At 66.6% G+C, this 18,204-nt stretch carries 20 protein-coding genes and 1 pseudogene; 13 read left to right on the forward strand and 8 right to left on the reverse strand.

All coding sequences use genetic code 11. From position 1 onward, the window contains the following. Positions 1-713 (reverse strand): potassium transporter TrkG (locus DN824_RS14945; protein ID WP_138409204.1); only part of this gene is annotated, 713 nt, incomplete at its 3' end. 199 nt (positions 714-912) lie between these two features. Between DN824_RS14945 and DN824_RS14950 the strand changes: the two genes are divergently transcribed. Beyond that, on the forward strand, positions 913-1,284 hold the full coding sequence (locus tag DN824_RS14950) for a YkgJ family cysteine cluster protein (RefSeq protein ID WP_138409205.1): 372 nt from the start codon (positions 913-915) through the stop codon (positions 1,282-1,284). Positions 1,285-1,352: 68 nt separating this feature from the next. Continuing rightward, positions 1,353-1,913 (forward strand): NAD(P)H nitroreductase, encoded by a 561-nt coding sequence (locus tag DN824_RS14955; protein WP_138409206.1) that lies wholly within the window; start codon positions 1,353-1,355, stop codon positions 1,911-1,913. An 11-nt stretch (positions 1,914-1,924) separates the two neighbouring features. Here the strand turns inward: DN824_RS14955 and DN824_RS14960 are convergent, their stop codons facing one another. The 5 genes and pseudogenes from DN824_RS14960 to DN824_RS14980 form a co-directional block, all read right to left on the reverse strand. Then, positions 1,925-3,259: a sensor histidine kinase gene (locus tag DN824_RS14960; RefSeq protein WP_138409207.1), complete on the reverse strand. Its 1,335-nt coding sequence runs from the start codon at positions 3,257-3,259 to the stop codon at positions 1,925-1,927. A gap of 86 nt (positions 3,260-3,345) precedes the next feature. Further along, entirely contained in the window at positions 3,346-3,768 is a 423-nt protein-coding gene (locus DN824_RS14965; protein WP_138409208.1) for a Spy/CpxP family protein refolding chaperone, read from the reverse strand. A 138-nt stretch (positions 3,769-3,906) separates the two neighbouring features. Next, the gene (locus DN824_RS14970) at positions 3,907-4,584 is read right to left on the reverse strand and encodes a response regulator transcription factor (protein ID WP_138409209.1); all 678 of its coding nucleotides are present in this window, start codon (positions 4,582-4,584) and stop codon (positions 3,907-3,909) included. Positions 4,585-4,632: 48 nt separating this feature from the next. Further along, on the reverse strand, positions 4,633-4,932 hold the full coding sequence (locus tag DN824_RS14975; RefSeq protein WP_138409210.1) for a YciI family protein: 300 nt from the start codon (positions 4,930-4,932) through the stop codon (positions 4,633-4,635). A 6-nt stretch (positions 4,933-4,938) separates the two neighbouring features. Beyond that, positions 4,939-5,073 (reverse strand): annotated as a pseudogene (locus DN824_RS14980) (septation protein IspZ); the annotation flags it as partial. A gap of 178 nt (positions 5,074-5,251) precedes the next feature. On the opposite strand from DN824_RS14980, the gene DN824_RS14985 reads away from it, so the two are divergent. The 6 genes from DN824_RS14985 to DN824_RS15010 are packed head-to-tail and all read left to right on the forward strand — an operon-like array spanning position 5,252 to position 9,869. After that, positions 5,252-6,133: a PHP domain-containing protein gene (locus tag DN824_RS14985; RefSeq protein ID WP_138409212.1), complete on the forward strand. Its 882-nt coding sequence runs from the start codon at positions 5,252-5,254 to the stop codon at positions 6,131-6,133. Continuing rightward, positions 6,130-6,759, forward strand: a complete 630-nt coding sequence (locus tag DN824_RS14990) for an L-threonylcarbamoyladenylate synthase (protein ID WP_138409213.1) — start codon at positions 6,130-6,132, stop codon at positions 6,757-6,759. Before DN824_RS14985 ends, DN824_RS14990 begins: the two co-directional genes overlap by 4 nt. A 55-nt stretch (positions 6,760-6,814) precedes the next feature. Continuing rightward, positions 6,815-8,020 carry a tryptophan--tRNA ligase gene (locus DN824_RS14995; RefSeq protein WP_138409273.1) on the forward strand — a complete coding sequence of 402 codons (1,206 nt, stop codon included), beginning with the start codon at positions 6,815-6,817 and terminating at the stop codon, positions 8,018-8,020. A gap of 34 nt (positions 8,021-8,054) precedes the next feature. After that, positions 8,055-8,864, forward strand: coding sequence for a segregation and condensation protein A (locus DN824_RS15000; protein ID WP_138409214.1), 810 nt, complete (start codon positions 8,055-8,057; stop codon positions 8,862-8,864). Next, a complete protein-coding gene (gene scpB / locus DN824_RS15005) occupies positions 8,865-9,668 on the forward strand; it encodes an SMC-Scp complex subunit ScpB (RefSeq protein WP_138409215.1) in 804 nt (267 codons plus the stop codon). Between the two features lie 15 nt (positions 9,669-9,683). Beyond that, positions 9,684-9,869: a DUF1289 domain-containing protein gene (locus DN824_RS15010; RefSeq protein WP_138409216.1), complete on the forward strand. Its 186-nt coding sequence runs from the start codon at positions 9,684-9,686 to the stop codon at positions 9,867-9,869. 9 nt (positions 9,870-9,878) lie between these two features. Here the strand turns inward: DN824_RS15010 and DN824_RS15015 are convergent, their stop codons facing one another. Together DN824_RS15015 and gap are read right to left on the reverse strand one after the other, a co-directional pair. Then, positions 9,879-10,343: a methylglyoxal synthase gene (locus DN824_RS15015; protein WP_138409217.1), complete on the reverse strand. Its 465-nt coding sequence runs from the start codon at positions 10,341-10,343 to the stop codon at positions 9,879-9,881. A gap of 57 nt (positions 10,344-10,400) precedes the next feature. Next, on the reverse strand, positions 10,401-11,402 hold the full coding sequence (gene gap / locus DN824_RS15020) for a type I glyceraldehyde-3-phosphate dehydrogenase (protein ID WP_138409218.1): 1,002 nt from the start codon (positions 11,400-11,402) through the stop codon (positions 10,401-10,403). 116 nt (positions 11,403-11,518) lie between these two features. On the opposite strand from gap, the gene edd reads away from it, so the two are divergent. The 5 genes from edd to DN824_RS15045 all read left to right on the forward strand — a co-directional run bounded on the left by edd (position 11,519) and on the right by DN824_RS15045 (position 18,033). Continuing rightward, complete coding sequence (gene edd / locus DN824_RS15025) at positions 11,519-13,348, forward strand: phosphogluconate dehydratase (protein WP_138409219.1); 1,830 nt, start codon at positions 11,519-11,521, stop codon at positions 13,346-13,348. Continuing rightward, complete coding sequence (locus DN824_RS15030) at positions 13,345-14,307, forward strand: glucokinase (protein ID WP_138409220.1); 963 nt, start codon at positions 13,345-13,347, stop codon at positions 14,305-14,307. The genes edd and DN824_RS15030 overlap by 4 nt, the downstream gene beginning before the upstream one ends. 132 nt (positions 14,308-14,439) lie before the next feature. Continuing rightward, the gene (locus DN824_RS15035) at positions 14,440-15,171 is read left to right on the forward strand and encodes a response regulator (protein WP_138409221.1); all 732 of its coding nucleotides are present in this window, start codon (positions 14,440-14,442) and stop codon (positions 15,169-15,171) included. Then, positions 15,161-16,627 carry an ATP-binding protein gene (locus DN824_RS15040; RefSeq protein WP_138409222.1) on the forward strand — a complete coding sequence of 489 codons (1,467 nt, stop codon included), beginning with the start codon at positions 15,161-15,163 and terminating at the stop codon, positions 16,625-16,627. The genes DN824_RS15035 and DN824_RS15040 overlap by 11 nt, the downstream gene beginning before the upstream one ends. A 152-nt stretch (positions 16,628-16,779) precedes the next feature. Continuing rightward, complete coding sequence (locus tag DN824_RS15045; protein WP_138409223.1) at positions 16,780-18,033, forward strand: ABC transporter substrate-binding protein; 1,254 nt, start codon at positions 16,780-16,782, stop codon at positions 18,031-18,033. Positions 18,034-18,204 lie beyond the last annotated feature (171 nt).

Here is an 18,204-nt window from a genome sequence, read left to right on the forward strand (position 1 = left end):
TGGGCGGCCGGGCTGAAATTGCCCATCGAGCTGTCGGAGGTGGAATAGCCGCCGGTGGCGATGGTGGTCATCGCGTGGTTGACCGCCTCGAAGGGCGTCATGCCGCTCAGCCAGTAGGCCAGGCCGCAGAGGAAGGTCAGCGCGACGTAAATCAGCAGGATCGACTGGGCCATCATGTGCGAACGCGGCATGGCTTTCTGAGACCAGTCCGAGGACTCGGTCTGGAACAGCCGCATGCCGCCGACACGTAGCAACGGCAGAATCGCGACCGCCATGCCGATGAAGCCGATACCGCCGAGCCACTGCAGCATCGAGCGCCACATCAGCAGCCCGGGCGAGGCGCTGTCCAGGCCGGACAGCACGGTGGAACCGGTGGTGGTGATCCCTGACATGGTCTCGAAGAAGGCATCGGTGTAGCTGATGTGCTGGATCAGCATCATCGGCAGCGCCGCGAAGCAGCACACCACCAGCCAGCTCATGGTCGTCAGGAAGTACATGTCCCGCGGCCGCAGCTGCGTCAGCGCCGGGCGCCCCGGCATCACCAGCGCCACGCCGCAGCTGACGGTGATCAGACTGGCCCAGACGAATGCCTGGAGATCGTCGGTTTGTTCGAACACCAGCAGCGTGAACATCGGGATGAGCATGCTGGCTGCGAGCGTGACCAGGAATATGCCGAGGATGAAACCGATGATGCGCAGTGTCGGCAGGGCCATGTGGTGCTCGGCTCGAGGGTCGAAAAGAGGGCGTCATTCTACGCTCGCCGTCGCGGCTGTAAACCGCGCCAGTGCGAGGCTACAGCCGTTTGGCAGGGGGCCTGCCTATTTGTCGTGGCGCCCCTTCACAAGCGATGGGCGATGCATAGAATAGCCGCCTGGGCGCCGGCCTATTCCGGTTCTTGAGTGTGTCCTGTCCATGTCCATCGACAATCCCTGCCTGACGTGCGGCGCCTGCTGCGCATACTTCCGAGTGTCCTTCTTCTGGGGCGAGTGCGCATCGTCCGGCGGCCTGGTGCCGGATGAGCTGACCGTGCAGGTCAGCCCGTTCCACGTTGCCATGAAAGGCACTGAAGCCAAGCCGGCCCGTTGTGTCGGTCTGCTCGGCGATGTGGGGTGCGGCGTGCGCTGCACCCTGTATGAGCAGCGCTCGAGCACCTGCCGGGAATTCGAGGCGTCCTGGGCCAATGGCGAACACAACATCCATTGCGACACCGCGCGTGCGGCCCATGGCCTGCCTCCGCTCACGCCGCCTCTGCAGCCCGAGGTCTCGCCGGTTCGCGTCGCCTGACGCTCGGGCATTAGGCGCCAGGGCAGGCTGCCCCTAGAATGGGTGGTCCGGCCACTGGAGATCACCGAATGCAAGCTATCGATCTGCTGCTCAACCGCGTTTCCGTCGCGCGTCTCTGCGAACCCGCCCCCAGCGCCGAGCAGCGAGAGCTGATCTTTCGCGCGGCGCTACGGGTTCCGGATCACGGTCAGCTACAGCCCTGGCGTTTTCTGACGGTGGAGGGACAGGGCCGCGAGCGGCTGGGTCAGCTGTTCGTCGAAGCGCTGGAGCGCCGCGCGTCCGCCGCCGCCCCCGAGGCGCTGGAGAAGGCCGCGCGGATGCCGTTGCGCGCGCCGTTGCTGATCGTCGTCGTCGCCCGGTTGCAGGATCATCCCAAGGTGCCGCACAGCGAGCAGCTGCTGGCAGCCGGCTGCGCCGCCCACGCCATGTTGCTCGCGGCCCATGCGCAGAGCATCGGTGCGGTATGGCGAACCGGCGATTTCTCCTATGACCCCCATGTGGCTGAGGGCCTCGGGCTGGGGCCGGGCGAGCAGATCATCGGCTTTCTCTACATGGGCACGCCCGAGGGGCGGGTGCGGGCCGCACCCGAGCCTGCAACGGAGCCGTTCGTCCAGCGCTGGGGCGACTAGCCCGAGTCGCCTCAGCCGCGCTCTGCCGGAGTCAGCGGCAGCTCGAGGGTGGCGACGAAGCCGCCTTCCGGGTGATTGGCCAGGATCAGACGCCCGGCATGGCGCTCGATGGCGCGGCGCGCGATGGCCAGGCCCAGACCGTGGCCGTTCGCACTTTGTCCTGGCGCGCGGAAGAAGGGTTCTCCCAGTTGCGCCAGATGCGCCTGGTCGACACCGGGACCATGGTCGCGAATGCTCAGCGACAGCCAGCCGTCGTTCTCCCTGGCACGAATCTCGATCGGCTGGCCCGCCGGGTTGAAACGCAGGGCGTTGCGCAGCAGATTGTCCACCGCGCGCTCGAACATATCCGGCCAGCCCTGCAATTCGAGACGCTCCGGCGCGTCGAGCTGGATGCTCTGTTCCGGCGCCAGGAGCGTTGCGTTGTCGCGCAGTTGTTCGAGCATCGGCAACAGGGCGATGGGGCGTGAGGCGCCGGGTTCCGCGTCCAGTCGGGCGAGCTCGAGGATCTCGGCGATCAGGGCTTCGAGTCGATCGCATTCCTGTGCCAGCCTCGGCCAGATCGCTTCGCGTTCCCGTGGCCCGGCGCGCTCGGCGAGCGCCAGGGCCACACGCAGGCGAGCAAGGGGCGAGCGCAGTTCGTGGGAGACGTCGCGCAGCAGCTGGCGCTGGCTGCCGATCAAGGTCTGCAGGCGCGCGCCCATCCTGTTGAAGTCGTTGGCCAGCACGCCGAGTTCGTCGCGGCGCTTGGCCAGCCGTGCCAGCGAGTTCTGCTGGTAGGCGGTCTGGCCCAGGTCGTGAACGGCGCTGCGCAGGCGGTCCAGGGGGCGGGTGATGGAAATGGTCAGCAACAGGCTGAAACCGGTCAGCACCACCAGCGCGATCGCCAGCGCGCTGATCGGGAAGATCAGGTTCTCCCGCTGCCAGTCGCGAAGATCCTGATGGGGAATCCGGTAGATGAACAGGTAGGTTTCGCCCGTGAGCGGGCTGGTGTAGTCGGTACTCAGGCGGCGCCAGGGCAGGCGGCGTTCGTCGTTCTGCTGGCGGGCCTCGAACGCGGCCGAGCGGGCGGGGAAGGTACCGCGTACGACGGGATGGCCGGTCTCGCCGAGTACCTGGACGTCGATGCGAAAGCGCCGGCGGTATTCCTCCAGCGCCAGCTGGGCGGCGATCGGTCCCTGGCGTTCATAGACGCGGGTCCAGTTCTCGGCCAGCCGATTGACCGCCGGGTGGCGGCTGAGAATCCAGGCGTCCTGGTTGAGCACCTGGCCGAGCAGTACGGCAAGCCCTGCCGCCAGGGCGATGGCCAGCCAGAAGGTGGCGAGGATGCGCCAGAACAATGACCGCACCGGAAATCTCCATGGCAAAGCCCGGCAGGCTTCGCGAAGGGCGGTTCGCGAACGCTGCCGGGCAGGTTAAGGGTGGGCGTCGGCGATCAGCTCTTCTTGCTGTCGCGCTCGGCTTTCCACTGCTTGAATTCAGCGCGCTCGGCGCGCTTTGCTTCCATCTTCTTCTGCATTTCGTCGAACTGCTTCTGCTGCTCGGGGTTGAGCAGGGCGCGGATGTCGTTGCGGCGTTTTTCCGCGGCGGCCTTGAGTTCGTCCTGCATCGCCTTCTGCTCGGCTTCGGGCAGCTTGGCGAGGTAGCGCTGGGTGATCTCGTGGCGGTTCTTCATCTGCTCGCCCATCAGGGTGCGCATCTGGCGCTGCTGGTCCTTGGTCAGGTCCAGTTCTTTCATCATCATGTGCGGCGCGTGGTGCTTGCCACGCGGGCCTTCGTGCTTGCCGTCAGCGGGCATGGCCAGTGCGAGGGCCGGGAGGGTGCTGGCGAACATCACTGCGATCAGAGTCTTGCGCATGGTAGGTCTCTCCTGGTTCCTGGGGACCGGCTGGCTATCGAACCGTTCGAAGCCCTCTGTGGTTGCCGGATGTGCCCAGTCTAGGGCGCGCAAGGTCAAGGGCGGTCAGCCGAGCGTAAAGCATCGGTAAACCTGGTTTCAGGAGGCGTACAGGTAGCCCCGGCTGCGCAGCGCGACGATGCGGGGCCTGCCGTCGGCGTGGGGGCCGAGTTTGCGCCGGAGGTTGCTCACGTGCATGTCCAGGCTGCGGTCGTAGAGCGTCAGCTTCCGGCCCAGGGCCAGCTGAGCCAGGGATTGCTTGTCGATGGGCTCTCCCGGATTGCTCAGGAGCGCTTCGAGGATGCGACCTTCGGACAGGGTCAGGCTGACCTCGACATTGCCCAGCGTGGCGATGCCGCGGGCGGGGCTGTAGCTGAGGTCGCCCAGCCCGAGCTGGCTGGGCGTGGTGGGGTTGAGGCTGCGACGCAGCACGGCCCGCAGGCGTGCGGTCAGTTCGCGCGGGTCGCAGGGTTTGGCCAGGTAGTCGTCGGCGCCGAGTTCCAGGCCGAGGATCCGGTCGAGGGGCTCGCCCCGGGCCGAGAGCATCAGCACCGGCAGCTCCGGGTGTTCGCTGCGCAATTGCTTGAGCAGTTCCAGGCCGCTGCCGTCGGGCAGCATCACGTCGAGGATCACGGCCGCGGGCTGGCTGCTGGCCAGGGCGCTGCGGGCGCTTTGCCCGTCGTGGCAGGCCTTGGTGTCGAAGCCCTCCTGGCCGAGCCAGCTGACCAGCAACTCGCACAGTTCCTGGTCGTCGTCGATCAACAGCAGTTCACTCATGATTCGTCCGTTGCGGCTCGGTTGGTTCAGGATGAGAAGCGGGGCCGGTCAGGGCAGGACTTTCTTGAACGGCTTGACCGTCACCGACGCGTAGACGCCGGCATCATTGTACGGATCGGCCTTGGCCCATTGCTCGGCGGCCTGGAGCGACTCGAACTCGGCCACGACCAGGCTGCCGGTGAAGCCGGCTTCGCCCGGGTCGTTGCTGTCGATCGCCGGGTGCGGGCCGGCCAGCACGAGTCGACCTTCCTGCTTGAGCTGCTCCAGGCGCGCCAGGTGGGACGGACGGGTGGCAAGGCGCTTTTCGAGGGAGGCGGGGGCGTCGGTGGCAATGATGGCGTAGAGCACGGGCGTTTACTCCTTGAGATCTTTCGTTTGGGGTTCTTGAACGTAGCGATACAGAGACAGACCCTGGCCGAGCATGAACAGCAGCGTCATGCCGAGGCTGCCGAATACCTTGAAGTCGACCCAGATGGCGCGGTAGGCGAATTGTTTCACTGCGGACGCCACGGGAACGGGAGTGGCCGGCATAATAGCAAACCGCGTCCGGGGCGAAACGGGCGTGGCGGCACCGTCGCCGCATGCCGGTCGAGCGCCGTGCCGGGGCACGAGCCGCTGCCGCGGTTGTCTGAACCTTGACCGTCGTCCACCCTCGCTGGAGCTCGTATTGACCACCGTTGACCTGCATTGCCACAGCACCGCTTCCGATGGCGCCCTCGCGCCTGCCGTACTGGTGGAACGCGCCCATTCGCGAGGCGTGCAGCTGCTGGCGCTGACCGACCATGACACCCTCGACGGCCTCGACGAGGCGGAGCGGGCGACCCGGGAGCGCGGTATGCGACTGGTCAATGGCATCGAGCTGTCGTGCCTGTGGGGCGGTGCGACCATTCACGTGCTGGGCTACGGCTTTTCCCGCGAGGCGCCGGCGCTGCGGGCGTCCATCGAAGCCCTGCGCCAGGGGCGCTGGCAACGTGCGCAGCTGATCTCCGAGCGGCTGGCGGCCAAGGGAATGCCGGGCGCGCTCGAGGGTGCCCGGGCCTATCAGCAGGAGCTGGGCGACAGCGAGAACGCGCCGGCTCGCCCTCATTTCGCCGAGTTCCTGGTGCGCGCCGGGCATGTGCGCGACCGTGCCGAAGCGTTCCGCAAGTGGCTGGGGTCGGGCAAGCTCGGCGACGTGAAGCAGCACTGGCCGTCGCTCGAAGAGGTGGTGAACACGCTGCGCGAGGCCGACGCCTGGGTGAGCCTGGCGCATCCCTGGCAGTACCCCTTCACCCGCAGCAAGCGGCGCAAGCTGGTGATCGACTTCGCGCGGGCCGGAGGCCATGCACTGGAGGTGGTCAACGGCATGCAGCCGCTCGAGCAGGTCGGTGGCCTGTCGACCCTGGCACGCGAGTTCGGGCTGATGGCCAGTGTCGGCAGCGACTTCCATGCGCCGGGCGAATGGTCTGAACTGGGTCTGTATCGCACCCTGCCGGAGGACCTGCCCCGGTTGTGGGAACGTTTCAACCAGAGCCCTGCCGGCGTGCCGGCAACGAGCGAGGCGACATGAGCCAATTTTTTCAGATCCACCCCGAGAACCCGCAGGCGCGCCTGATCAAGCAGGCCGTGGAAATCCTGCGCAATGGCGGAGTGGTGATCTATCCCACCGACTCCTCCTACGCGCTGGGCTGCTCGATCGGCAACAAGACGGGCATCGAGCGTATCCGCCGGCTGCGCCAGCTCGACGACAAGCACAATTTCACGCTCGCCTGCCGCGATCTCTCCCAGCTGGGGCTGTTCGCCAAGGTCGACACCCAGTCGTTCCGCCTGCTCAAGACCCACGTGCCGGGCCCCTACACCTTCATCCTCAATGCGACGCGGGAAGTGCCGCGCATGCTGCTGCATCCCAAGCGCCGCACCATCGGGCTGCGCGTGCCGGCATTGCCGATCGCCCAGGCGCTGCTCGCCGAGCTGGGCGAGCCCCTGATGAGCGTCAGCCTGATCATGCCGGGCGAAAGCCTGCCGATGAGCGATCCGTACGAGATGCGCCAGCTGCTCGAGCATCAGGTGGACCTGATCATCGATGGCGGTTACGGTGGGCTGGAAGCGTCCACGGTGATCAACCTGGCCGACGGCGAGCCGGAGGTGGTGCGCGTCGGTTGTGGCGATCCCCAGGCGTTCGTCGAGTCGGCGTGATTGGCGCCGTGACGCACGTTCTCTCATCTTTGCAAAGGAATCTGCCTTGAGCGCCATGGATTCTCAGCGTCGGGTCGTTTCCGGCATGCGCCCGGTGGGACGGCTCCATCTTGGCCAGTACCTGGGGGTGCTCAAGAGCTGGGTGCGGCTGCAGCACGAGTACGACTGCTACTTCTGCATCGCCGACTGGCATGCACTGATCGGCTACCCCGAGCAAGCCGCGACCGTCGCGGACGATGCGCTGGAAATGGCCATCGACTGGCTCGCTGCCGGCGTCAGCCCGAGTTCGGCGGTGCTGTTCATCCAGTCCCAGGTGCCCGAGCACGCCGAACTCCACCTGCTGTTGTCGGCGCTCTGCCCGGCGCCCTGGCTCGAGCGCATGCCGGTTTACCGCGAGACCCATGCCGAGCGCCATGAGCAGGGCGCCGACAGCTATGGCTTCCTGGGTTATCCGCTGCTGCAGGCGGCCGATATCCTGCTGTATCGCGCCGGGGTGGTTCCGGTCGGTGCCGATCAGCTGCCCAACCTGGAGTTGGCGCGGGATGTCGCGCGACGCTTCAATCACCTGTTCGGACGCGAAGCGGATTTCGAGGCCAGGGCCGAGGCGGCCATCCTCAAGCTCGGCAAGAAAACCTCGCGGCTCTACAACTCCCTGCGCAAGGCCTACCAGGAACAAGGCGATCTCGAGGCGCTGAACACGGCGAGGGCGCTGCTCATGGAGCAGTCGACCATCACCCTGGGTGACCAGGAGCGCCTGTGGGGATACCTCGAAGGGGGAGGCCGGGTAATACTGCCCGAGCCCCGGCCGCTACTCGGCGAGACGCCGCGTATCACCGGCCTGGACGGTGGCAGGATGGCCGAGGCGGCCGGCAATGCGATCTACCTGCGCGACACGCCGCAACAGATCGAAGACAAGATCATCCACATGCCCACCGATCCCACGCGGGTGCGCCGCGAGGACCCGGGCGAGCCGACGCGCTGCCCGGTCTGGTCGCTGCACCAGGTCAACAGCGACGAGGCGGTGTGCCGCTGGGCCGAGCAGGGCTGTCGCAGCGCGGGCATCGGCTGCCTGGAATGCAAGGGCGCGCTGGTCGATGCGATCAGGACCGAGCTCGCACCCTTGCAGGAGCGCGCCGAGGACTACGAGCAGAACCCCGATCTGGTCCGTAGTATCCTTGGCGAAGGCGCCGAGCGCGCCCGCGACGAAGCCCGGGAAACCCTGGCCGAGGTTCGTCGCGCCATGGGCCTGCACTATCGCTAGTCGCCCGCCGTTCCCCGCTTCGCCGAGAGCTTCCATGCAGCAGGACCCCAACACCCAGACGCCCCCCGAGCAGCTGCCGCTGGCGCTGGTTTACGGCGAAGCCTTCACCGAGGTGCCGCTGGACCTCTACATCCCGCCGGACGCGCTCGAAGTCATCCTCGAGGCGTTCGAAGGGCCGCTCGACCTGCTGCTCTATCTGATCCGCAAGCAGAACATCGACATTCTTGACATCCCGGTGGCCGAGATCACCCGGCAATACATGGGCTACGTCGAGCTGATGAAGACGGTGCGTCTCGAACTCGCCGCCGAGTACCTGGTGATGGCCGCCATGCTCGCGGAGATCAAGTCGCGGATGTTGCTGCCGCGGTCGGCCGAAGCCGAGCAGGAGGAAGAGGACCCGCGCGCCGAGCTGATCCGCCGCCTGCAGGAGTACGAGCGCTTCAAGACGGCGGCCGAAGACCTCGATGGCCTGCCCCGGCTGGGCCGCGAGCTGCACGTCCCGCAGATCGAGGCACCGGAGGCGAGGGCGCGCAAGCTGCTGCCCCAGGTCAGCCTCGAAGAGCTGCTGTTGTCGATGGCCGAGGTGTTGCGCCGTGCCGACATGTTCGAAAGCCACCAGGTCACCCGGGAGGCGCTGTCCACCCGCGAGCGCATGAGCGAGGTGCTCGAGCGCCTCAAGGGCGGCGGCTTCGTCGCCTTCGTCGCCCTGTTTCGCGCCGAGGAGGGCCGGCTCGGCGTGGTGGTCACCTTCATGGCGGTGCTGGAGCTGATCAAGGAATCGCTGGTGGAACTGGTGCAGAATGAGCCCTTCGCCCCGATCCATGTCAGAGCCCGAGCCGAGTAGATGAACCTCTCCGACCCCAAAGACCTTGCCTCCCTGCTCGAAGCCTACCTGCTGGCCTCGGGCAAGCCGTTGTCGCTCGAGCGTCTCGGCGAGCTGTTCGAAGAGGTGGAGCGGCCGGAGCCGGCGCTGCTGCGCAAGGCGCTGGAGGTGCTCGACAAGTCCTGCAAGGGGCGCGCCTTCGAACTCAAGGAAGTCGCCTCCGGTTATCGCCTGCAAGTGCGTGAGCGCTATGCGCCCTGGGTCGGCCGGCTGTGGGAGGAGCGCCCGCAACGCTATTCGCGGGCACTGCTCGAAACGCTGGCCCTGATCGCCTACCGGCAGCCGATCACTCGCGGCGAGATCGAGGATATCCGCGGCGTCGCGGTGAACAGCCAGATCGTCAAGACGCTGCTCGAGCGCGAGTGGGTCCGGGTCGTTGGCCATCGCGACGTACCCGGGCGCCCGGCGATGTTCGCCACCACCAAGGCCTTTCTCGATCATTTCAACCTCAAGAGTCTCGACCAGCTGCCGCCGCTCGCGGTGCTGCGTGAGATGGAGCCCGAGCCGACGGGCGTGCTCGAAGACGACGCGCCGGTGCCCGAGTCCCTGCAGGCGCGCGCCGACCTGGCCACCGATGAGGAGGCGCCGGCGCCACGGGGCGAGCAGACCAGTTTCCGCACCCTGCTGGCCGAGCTCGACTCCATGGAACAGGGCCTGAAGATCGACTTCGAGGACCTGGCTCGCGACGAGCCCGAAGCCGACGAGGCCGATCAGGATCGCGACGCCTCCGTCTCTCTGGACGAGGACGACTCGTCGCATCGCTAACCCGGGAGGTCGACGGTGAAGAGCCCCTGCATCAAGGTCTGCGAGTTCGATCAGGACGTTTGCCGCGGTTGCGGCCGTACCCGCCAGGAAATCAAGGGCTGGAAGAAGCTCGACAAGAGCGAGGCGCGCCGGGTGCTGGCCGAGGCGGACATGCGCCTGTTGGTGCTCGAGGCCTCGGGGCGACGCAAGCGCAAGCGGTAGGCGGGCGGGTCAGTGCCTTCCGCTCAGGTAGCTGGCGTAATCGGGTATCCGATACTCGTGGGCCTGTTCGAAGAGCGGGCTGCTGAGCAGGTAGTCGGCGCTGCTCTCGTTGCTGGCCACCGGAATGTTCCATACCGCGGCTATGCGCAGCAGGGCCTTCACGTCCGGGTCGTGCGGTTGAGGCTCGAAGGGGTCCCAGAAGAAGATCAGGATGTCGATGCGCTGCTCGGCGATGCGCGCGCCGATCTGCTGGTCGCCGCCCAGCGGGCCGCTGAGCATGCTTTCCACCGGCAGCCCCAGCGCCTCGCTCACCAGCATGCCGGTGGTGCCGGTGGCGATCAGTTCGTGGCGCAGCAGCTGCTCGCGCTGGCGTTGTGCCCAGGCGAGCAGGAACGACTTGCAGTGATCGTGGGCGACCAGGGCGATGCGTTTGCGCGCCGGAAGCTCGGCATGGGTGAAGGCGATGCGGTTCATGGTGTCCCTCCCCGGGAAAAACGGGGTGGCCTGGTCGGTCGCCCCGTCTTGCCCGCTTCATGCAGCCTCGTACAGGGCCTTGCAGCTGTCCAGCATGCGGTTGGAGAAGCCCCATTCGTTGTCGTACCAGGCCATGATCTTGAGCATGCGGCCGCTGGCCTTGGTGTGGTTGGCGTCGAAGATCGACGACAGCGGGTTGTGGTTGAAGTCGCAGGAGACCAGCGGCAGGCTGTTGTAGCCCAGTACCGGCGATCGCTCGCTGGCGGCCTTGAGCATGGCGTTGACTTCGTCGGCACTGGCCTCGCGGGTGGTCATCAGGGTCAGGTCGACCAGCGACACGTTGATCACCGGGACGCGCACCGCCATGCCGGTGAACTTGCCGGCGAGCTCCGGCAGCACCAGGCCGACGGCTTCGGCCGCGCCGGTCTTGGTCGGGATCATCGACTGGGTGGCCGAGCGGGCGCGGAACGGGTCGCTGTGATAGACGTCGGAAAGGTTCTGGTCGTTGGTATAGGCGTGGATGGTGGTCATCAGGCCTTGCTCGATGCCCAGTTCCCGCTGCAGCACCTGGGCGACCGGGGCCAGGCAGTTGGTGGTGCAGGAGGCGTTGGAAATGATCTGGTGCGACTGGCGCAGGCTCTGGTGGTTGACGCCGTAGACGATGGTGGCGTCGACGTCCTTGCCGGGTGCGGAAATGATCACCTTGGAGGCGCCGGCTTCCAGATGCGCGGCCGCCTTGTCGCGCGAAGTGAACAGGCCGGTGCATTCGAACACCACGTCCACCCGGTGCTCGCGCCAGGGCAGTTCGGCCGGGTTGCGCAGCGCGGTCACCGCGATGCGGTCGCCATTGACCACCAGGTGTTGCTCTTCGACCCCGATGGTTGCGTCGAAATGGCCATGGACGCTGTCGAACTCCAGGAGATGGGCATTCATGGCCGGGCTGCCCAGGTCATTGATGGCCACGACCTGCATATCCTGGCGGTAGCTCTGGGTGTACAGGGCGCGAAGAACGTTGCGTCCGATACGGCCGAAGCCGTTGATGGCGATTCGAATGGTCATAGGCATCCGGGACGAGATTTGTTGTGGGAATTACAAGATTATTCCTGTCAAAATAGAAATCAAGGCTGAGGTTATGCGATTTTGTTGTTAAAACCATGATTAGCAGGAGTGATGACATGCACCCGCGAGTTATAGAGGTCACCGAGCGGCTCATCGAGCGCAGCCGCCCGACCCGGCAGCGCTACCTGGCGATGATGGCCGCCGCGGCCAGCGACGGGCCGCAGCGCGGCGCGCTGCAATGCGCCAATTTCGCCCATGGCGTGGCCGGTTGCGGTTCGGCCACCGACAAACAGCGCCTGCGGCTGATGGACGAGGCCAACGTGGCGATCGTGTCGGCCTATAACGACATGCTTTCGGCCCATCAGCCGTACCAGTACTTTCCGGACGTGATCAAGGAAGCGCTGCGCGAGATGGGCTCGGTCGGCCAGTTCGCCGGTGGCGTTCCGGCGATGTGCGACGGGGTGACCCAGGGCGAGGCCGGCATGGAGCTGAGCCTGGCCAGTCGCGAAGTCATTGCGCTGTCCACCGCGGTGGCGCTGTCGCACAACATGTTCGATGCCGCGCTGATGCTGGGCATCTGCGACAAGATCGTGCCGGGGCTGATGATCGGTGCGCTGCGCTTCGGCCATCTGCCCACCGTGTTCGTCCCGGGCGGCCCGATGACATCCGGCATCCCGAACAAGGAGAAGGCCGAGGTTCGCCAGCGTTACGCCGAAGGCAAGGCCAGCCGCGAAGAGCTGCTCGAATCGGAGATGAAGTCCTACCACGGGCCGGGTACCTGCACCTTCTACGGCACGGCCAATACCAACCAGGTGGTGATGGAGATCATGGGGCTGCACCTGCCCGGGTCGTCCTTCGTCAATCCGTACACGCCCCTGCGCGACGAACTCACCCGCGAGGCGGCACGCCAGGTCACGCGGATGACCAAGCAGAGCGGCAACTACCTGCCGCTGTGCCAGGTGGTCGATGAAAAATCGATCATCAACTCGGTGGTGGCCCTGTGCGCCACCGGCGGCTCGACCAATCACACCCTGCACATCCCGGCTTTCGCGCAGGCGGCCGGCATCCAGCTGACCTGGCAGGACATGGCCGACATCTCGGCGGTGGTGCCGACCCTGGCCAAGGTCTATCCCAACGGCCAGGCGGACGTGAACCACTTCCATGCGGTCGGTGGCGTGCCTTTCATGGTGCGCACCCTGCTCGAAGCCGGCCTGCTGCACGAGGATGTCTACACGGTTCTCGGCAAAGGGCTGTCGCGCTACACCCGGGAGCCCTTTCTCGAAGACGGCAGGCTGGTCTGGCGCGAAGGGCCGCTGCAAAGCCTGGACGAGGCGATCCTGCGGCCTGTGGAGCGGGCCTTTTCGCCGGAGGGCGGCTTGCGCGTGCTCGAAGGCAATCTGGGACGCGGCGTGACGAAAATTTCCGCCGTGGCGCCCGAGCACCGTGTCGTCGAGGCGCCATGCCGGGTCTTTTCCGATCAGACCGAACTGGCCCAGGCGTTCAAGGCCGGCGAGCTGGAGCGCGACTTCATCGCGGTGGTCCGCTTCCAGGGCCCCAAGGCCAACGGGATGCCGGAACTGCACAAGCTGACGCCGTTCCTCGGCGTGCTGCAGGACCGCGGCTACAAGGTCGCGCTGGTGACCGACGGACGCATGTCGGGCGCTTCGGGCAAGGTTCCGGCGGCGATCCATGTGAGCCCCGAGGCCATCGATGGCGGACCGCTCGCACGGCTTCGCGACGGCGACGTCATACGCGTCGATGCCGCGACGGGCGAATTGCGCGTGCTGGTCGACCAGGCCGAGTGGGAAGGTCGCGAAAACGCGGCGGCGCCGAGCGATCTGGGCCTGGGATGCGGACGTGAACTGTTCGGCTTCATGCGCGCGGCGTTCAGTCCGGCGGAGCGGGGCGCCAGCGCATTCACCGAGGGCTTGGAGGCACTCAAGTGAGCATTGCTCTGGTAGGAGATATCGGCGGGACCAATGCCCGCTTCGCGTTGTGGCGGGATCAGAGACTGGAGTCGATCCGCGTGCTGTCGACTGCCGCCCATGCCAACCCGGAAGCGGCGATCCGGGCCTACCTCGACGAGGTCGGGCAGTCGGTCGACTCGCTGCGGGCGGTTTGCCTGGCCTGTGCCGGGCCGGTGGAGGGCGAGGAGTTTCGCTTTACCAACAACCATTGGCGCCTGAGCCGGCGTGCGTTCTGCGAAGACCTCGGCCTGGCGGAGCTGCTGCTGGTTAACGACTTCAGCGCCATGGCGCTGGGCATGACCCGTCTGCACGAGGGTGAGCGTGTCACCGTGTGCGAGGGGGAACCGGAGGCCGGGCGCGCCCGGCTGGTGATCGGGCCAGGCACCGGGCTCGGCGTGGCCACGCTGCTGCCGCTTGAGGGTGTCGGCTGGCGGGCGCTTCCGGGCGAGGGTGGGCACGTCTGCCTGCCGATCGGCTCGCCACGCGAAGCGGCGCTGTGGGGGCTGCTGCACGAGGAGCTGGGACACGTCAACGCCGAGGCGATCCTCAGTGGAAGCGGGCTGCAGCGCCTGTACCGGACCAGCTGCCGCCTCGATGGCCGCAAGGCCGAGCTGGAATCGGCGGCGCAGATCACCGAGGCCGCGCTTGCCGGCGAGCCTTATGCGGCGCAGGTGCTGCAGCAGTTCTGCATTTGGCTGGGGCGTATCGCCGGCGACAACGTGTTGACCACCGGTGCCCGTGGCGGCGTGTACATCGTCGGCGGTATCGTGCCGCGTTTCGTCGATTTCTTCCTGGGCAGCGGCTTCCGGGAAAGTTTTTGCGACAAGGGCTTCATGACGCCTTACTTCGAGGGGATTCCGGTGTGGCTGGTCACGGCCGAGTATCCGGGGCTCGAAGGCGCCGGGGTCGCACTGCAGCAGCGGCTGGAGGGCGCCTGAGTTCGGACCCGCGACACGGAAATTCGGTCGCGCAGGGAATACCGCGCGATCTTCGTGGTCTGAGCCGTCCGGCCTGCAGATTTGCCGGTCGGACGCTACTGTTCTAGTGACAAGAACAAGAAGGGATTCATCGTGACCCATGCTGGAAAATCGATCCTGCTCGTCGACGACGATCAGGAAATCCGCGAGTTGCTGCAGGCCTACCTCAGTCGTTCCGGGTTTCAGGTGAGGGCCGTCGCCGACGGCGCGGGCTTTCGCCAGGCACTGCTGGACGAGCCGGCAAGCCTGGTGATCCTCGATGTCATGCTGCCCGACGAGGACGGCTTCAGCCTGTGCCGCTGGGTGCGCGAGCACCAGCGGTTCGCCCGCGTGCCGGTGATCATGCTCACGGCCAGTTCCGACGAGGCCGATCGCATCATCGGTCTGGAGCTGGGCGCGGACGACTATCTGGGCAAGCCCTTCAGTCCGCGCGAGCTCCTGGCGCGGATCAAGGCGCTGCTGCGCCGGGCCCAGTACGTCGAACAGCCGGCCAGCGACGTGCTGGCCTTCGACGACTGGCGCCTGGATCTGATCAGCCATCGGCTGTTCCATGTCGACGGCGAAGAGGTGTTCCTCTCCGGCGCCGACTTCGCCCTGCTCAGGCTGTTCCTCGATCATCCCCAGCACATCCTCGACCGCGACACCATCGCCAACGCGACCCGTGGGCGCGAGGTGATGCCGCTCGAGCGCATCGTCGACATGGCGGTCAGCCGGCTCCGGCAGCGCCTGCGCGATACCGGCAAGCCGCCCCGGCTGATCCGAACCGTGCGCGGCGCGGGTTATCTGCTCGCCGCCAGCGTGGTGCCCTGCAACGATGCGCACTGAGGCGGTACGCCGCGGCCTGCGCCGGCTGGTGCCGCGCTCGTTGCTCGGCAGGATGCTGCTGCTGACGTTGCTGGCGGTGTTGTTGGCCCAGACGTTGTCCAGCCTGATCTGGGTCTCGCAGCTGCGCGCCAGCCAGATGGAAGGGGTGCTCACCAGTTCGCGCAGCCTGGCCCACTCGATGGCCGCCAGCGTCAGCTACTTCCGTTCGCTGCCGCTCGGGTACCGCCCGCTGGTGCTCGACCAGTTGCGCAGCATGGGCGGCACCCGATTCTTCGTGTCGCTCAACGCCCAGCCGCTGGACATGCAGGTACTGCCGGCCACGCCGCGCAAGCGTGCCGTGCTCGAGGCGGTCGAGCAGGTTCTCCATGAGCGTCTGGGCAAGGGCATCGATCTCTCGGTGAGCTTCGTCAGCCCCGACGACCTGCGTATCTTCAACAGCGGCCTGAAGCTCGACGAGCTGCCACGCTCCTGGGCGCACTACGCCTTGAGCCTCGAGCCGCTGAACCCGCCGGTGCTGGTGACGCAGATCGAGATCGCGCCGCACGAGTGGCTCTACCTGGCCTCGCTGATGCCGGCGCCCTATGTCAGCCTCGAGGATGACGGCCTGCCGGCGCAGCAGTTGTGGTTCATCGTCTTCACCAGTCTCTTCCTGCTGCTGTTCATCGGCGTGCTGGTGCACTGGCAGAGCCGGCCCCTCAAGCGCCTGGCGCGGGCGGCGCGGGAGATGTCCCTGGGAAGCGAGATCGAGCCGCTGGCCGAGGCGGGCGGCAGCGAGGTGGTCGAGGTCAGCCGGGCGTTCAACGCCATGCGCGAGCGCATCGGCCGCTACCTGACCGAGCGCAGCCAGCTGTTCAGCGCCATCTCCCATGACCTGCGCACGCCCATCACCCGCTTGCGCCTGCGCGTCGAGCTGCTCGAGGACGAGGCGCTGCAGGCCAAGTTCACCCGCGACCTGGACGAACTCGAACTGCTGGTCAAAGGCGCGCTGCAATGCGTGAAGGACACCGATATCCACGAGAACATCGAGCCGCTGGACCTGAACCTGCTCATCGACTGCGTGACCGAGCCCTACCTCGCGCCGTCCGGGACCGGCCAGGTCACGCTGAGCGGACGCGCGGTGGCGCCTTACCCCGGCAAACCGCTGGCCCTCAAGCGTTGCCTGGGCAACCTCCTGGACAATGCCCTGAAGTACGGCGAGAAGGCGCACCTGACCATCGAGGACGATGGTCAGCTGTTCGTCCTGCATGTCGACGACGAAGGGCCCGGCGTGCCGGAGCCGCGTCTGCAACAGGTGTTCGAGCCGCATTTCAGGCTCTCGGGGCAGCAGCCGGGCTACGGGCTGGGGCTGGGTATCGCGCGCAACATCGCCCATGCCCATGGCGGGGAAATCAGCCTGCGCAACCTGCCCGAACGGGGGTTGCGGGTGACCCTGAGCCTGCCGCGAAACGGCGACTGAGCGGCGCTCGGCCGACATCCTTGGCCGTGCCGCTTTGTAACCATCCTGTGACCTTCCACCATCCATTCGTTACCCGGTCACCTCCGGGCGATGCTTACAATCGAGCAACGCAAGCGATGACTTGCCTCGATAAAAAGAAGAAAGGAACCCTCATGAACGCGATCCATCGTTTGGCCGCTGCCGTTTCTCTCGTCTCCATCCTCCCGTTTGCTGCCCACGCCGGCGAAGTCGAAGTCCTCCACTGGTGGACCTCCGGTGGCGAGAAGCGCGCCGCCGATACGCTGCAGAAACTGGTCGAAGCCCAGGGCCACACCTGGAAGGACTTCGCGGTCGCCGGTGGCGGTGGCGAAGCGGCGATGACCGTTCTCAAGACCCGCGCCGTTTCCGGCAACCCGCCTGCCGCCGCCCAGATCAAGGGGCCGGACATTCAGGAGTGGGGCGAGCTGGGTCTGCTCACCGATCTCAACGATGTCGCCGAAAAGGCCAACTGGGACGAGCTGTTGCCCGAGCAGGTCGCCGAGGTGATGAAGTACGACGGCGATTACGTGGCCGTTCCGGTCAACGTCCACCGCGTCAACTGGCTGTGGATCAACCCCGAGGTGTTCGAGAAGGCCGGCGCCACGCCGCCCAAGACCCTCGACGAATTCTTCGCCGCGGCCGACAAGCTCAAGGCCGCGGGCTTCATGCCGCTGGCCCATGGCGGCCAGCCCTGGCAGGACGGCACCGTGTTCGAGGACCTGGTCCTCTCGGTGCTCGGCCCCGATGACTACCACAAGGCGTTCGTCGACCTCGATCGCGACACCCTGACCGGCGACAAGATGGTGCAGGCCTTCACGGCGCTGAAGAAGCTGCGCGGCTACGTCGACCCCGACGCCGCTGGCCGCGACTGGAACAGCGCCACCGCGCTGGTGATCAACGGCAAGGCCGGCATGCAGATCATGGGCGACTGGGCCAAGAGCGAGTGGAGCGCCGCCAACAAGGTCGCCGGCAAGGACTACCAGTGCCTGCCGTTCCCCGGCACCCAGGGCAGCTTCGCCTACAACATCGATTCGCTGGCGATGTTCAAGCTGAGCAACGCGGACAACCGCAAGGCCCAGGAAGACCTGGCGCGCACTGTCCTGGAGCCCGAATTCCAGCAGTTCTTCAACCAGAACAAGGGCTCCATCCCGGTCCGCCTGGACCAGGACATGAGCGAGTTCGACGCCTGCGCCCAGCAGTCGATGAAGGACTTCAAGGCCGCCGCCCAGGGCGCCGGTCTGCAACCGAGCCTGGCCCACGGCATGGCCGCTTCCAGCTACGTGCAGGGCGCGGTGTTCGATGTGGTCACCAACTTCTTCAACGATCCCAACGGCGATCCCAACAAGGCTGCTCAGCAGCTCGCCGCGGCGATCGAAGCGGTTCAGTAGGGCGTTCGGGCCGCGGTCTCCGCGGTCCGCTTTTTATTCGTGAACCCACGGCGCCGCCCGGCGCCGTGTCCTGTCGCCTGCGAAAAGGGCGGGTCGCAGCGCCGCGATCAGCCAGTGCAGGCGGGCAGCAAGGCGGATAGGCGTCTTTTTCGGGTCAATCGATGGAGCTGT

It is taken from the genome of Stutzerimonas nosocomialis, assembly GCF_005876855.1.
GTDB lineage: Bacteria > Pseudomonadota > Gammaproteobacteria > Pseudomonadales > Pseudomonadaceae > Stutzerimonas > Stutzerimonas nosocomialis.

Coding starts and splice junctions, on each gene's coding strand:
- DN824_RS14955 (WP_138409206.1), top strand. CDS start 1,353: ATGCAAGCTATCGATCTGCTGCTCAACCGCGTTTCCGTCGCGCGTCTC.
- DN824_RS14965 (WP_138409208.1), bottom strand. CDS start 3,768: ATGCGCAAGACTCTGATCGCAGTGATGTTCGCCAGCACCCTCCCGGCC.
- scpB (WP_138409215.1), top strand. CDS start 8,865: ATGAACCTCTCCGACCCCAAAGACCTTGCCTCCCTGCTCGAAGCCTAC.
- edd (WP_138409219.1), top strand. CDS start 11,519: ATGCACCCGCGAGTTATAGAGGTCACCGAGCGGCTCATCGAGCGCAGC.
- DN824_RS14995 (WP_138409273.1), top strand. CDS start 6,815: ATGGATTCTCAGCGTCGGGTCGTTTCCGGCATGCGCCCGGTGGGACGG.
- DN824_RS15000 (WP_138409214.1), top strand. CDS start 8,055: ATGCAGCAGGACCCCAACACCCAGACGCCCCCCGAGCAGCTGCCGCTG.
- DN824_RS14950 (WP_138409205.1), top strand. CDS start 913: ATGTCCATCGACAATCCCTGCCTGACGTGCGGCGCCTGCTGCGCATAC.
- DN824_RS14990 (WP_138409213.1), top strand. CDS start 6,130: ATGAGCCAATTTTTTCAGATCCACCCCGAGAACCCGCAGGCGCGCCTG.
- DN824_RS15045 (WP_138409223.1), top strand. CDS start 16,780: ATGAACGCGATCCATCGTTTGGCCGCTGCCGTTTCTCTCGTCTCCATC.
- DN824_RS15015 (WP_138409217.1), bottom strand. CDS start 10,343: ATGAACCGCATCGCCTTCACCCATGCCGAGCTTCCGGCGCGCAAACGC.
- gap (WP_138409218.1), bottom strand. CDS start 11,402: ATGACCATTCGAATCGCCATCAACGGCTTCGGCCGTATCGGACGCAAC.
- DN824_RS15040 (WP_138409222.1), top strand. CDS start 15,161: ATGCGCACTGAGGCGGTACGCCGCGGCCTGCGCCGGCTGGTGCCGCGC.
- DN824_RS14970 (WP_138409209.1), bottom strand. CDS start 4,584: ATGAGTGAACTGCTGTTGATCGACGACGACCAGGAACTGTGCGAGTTG.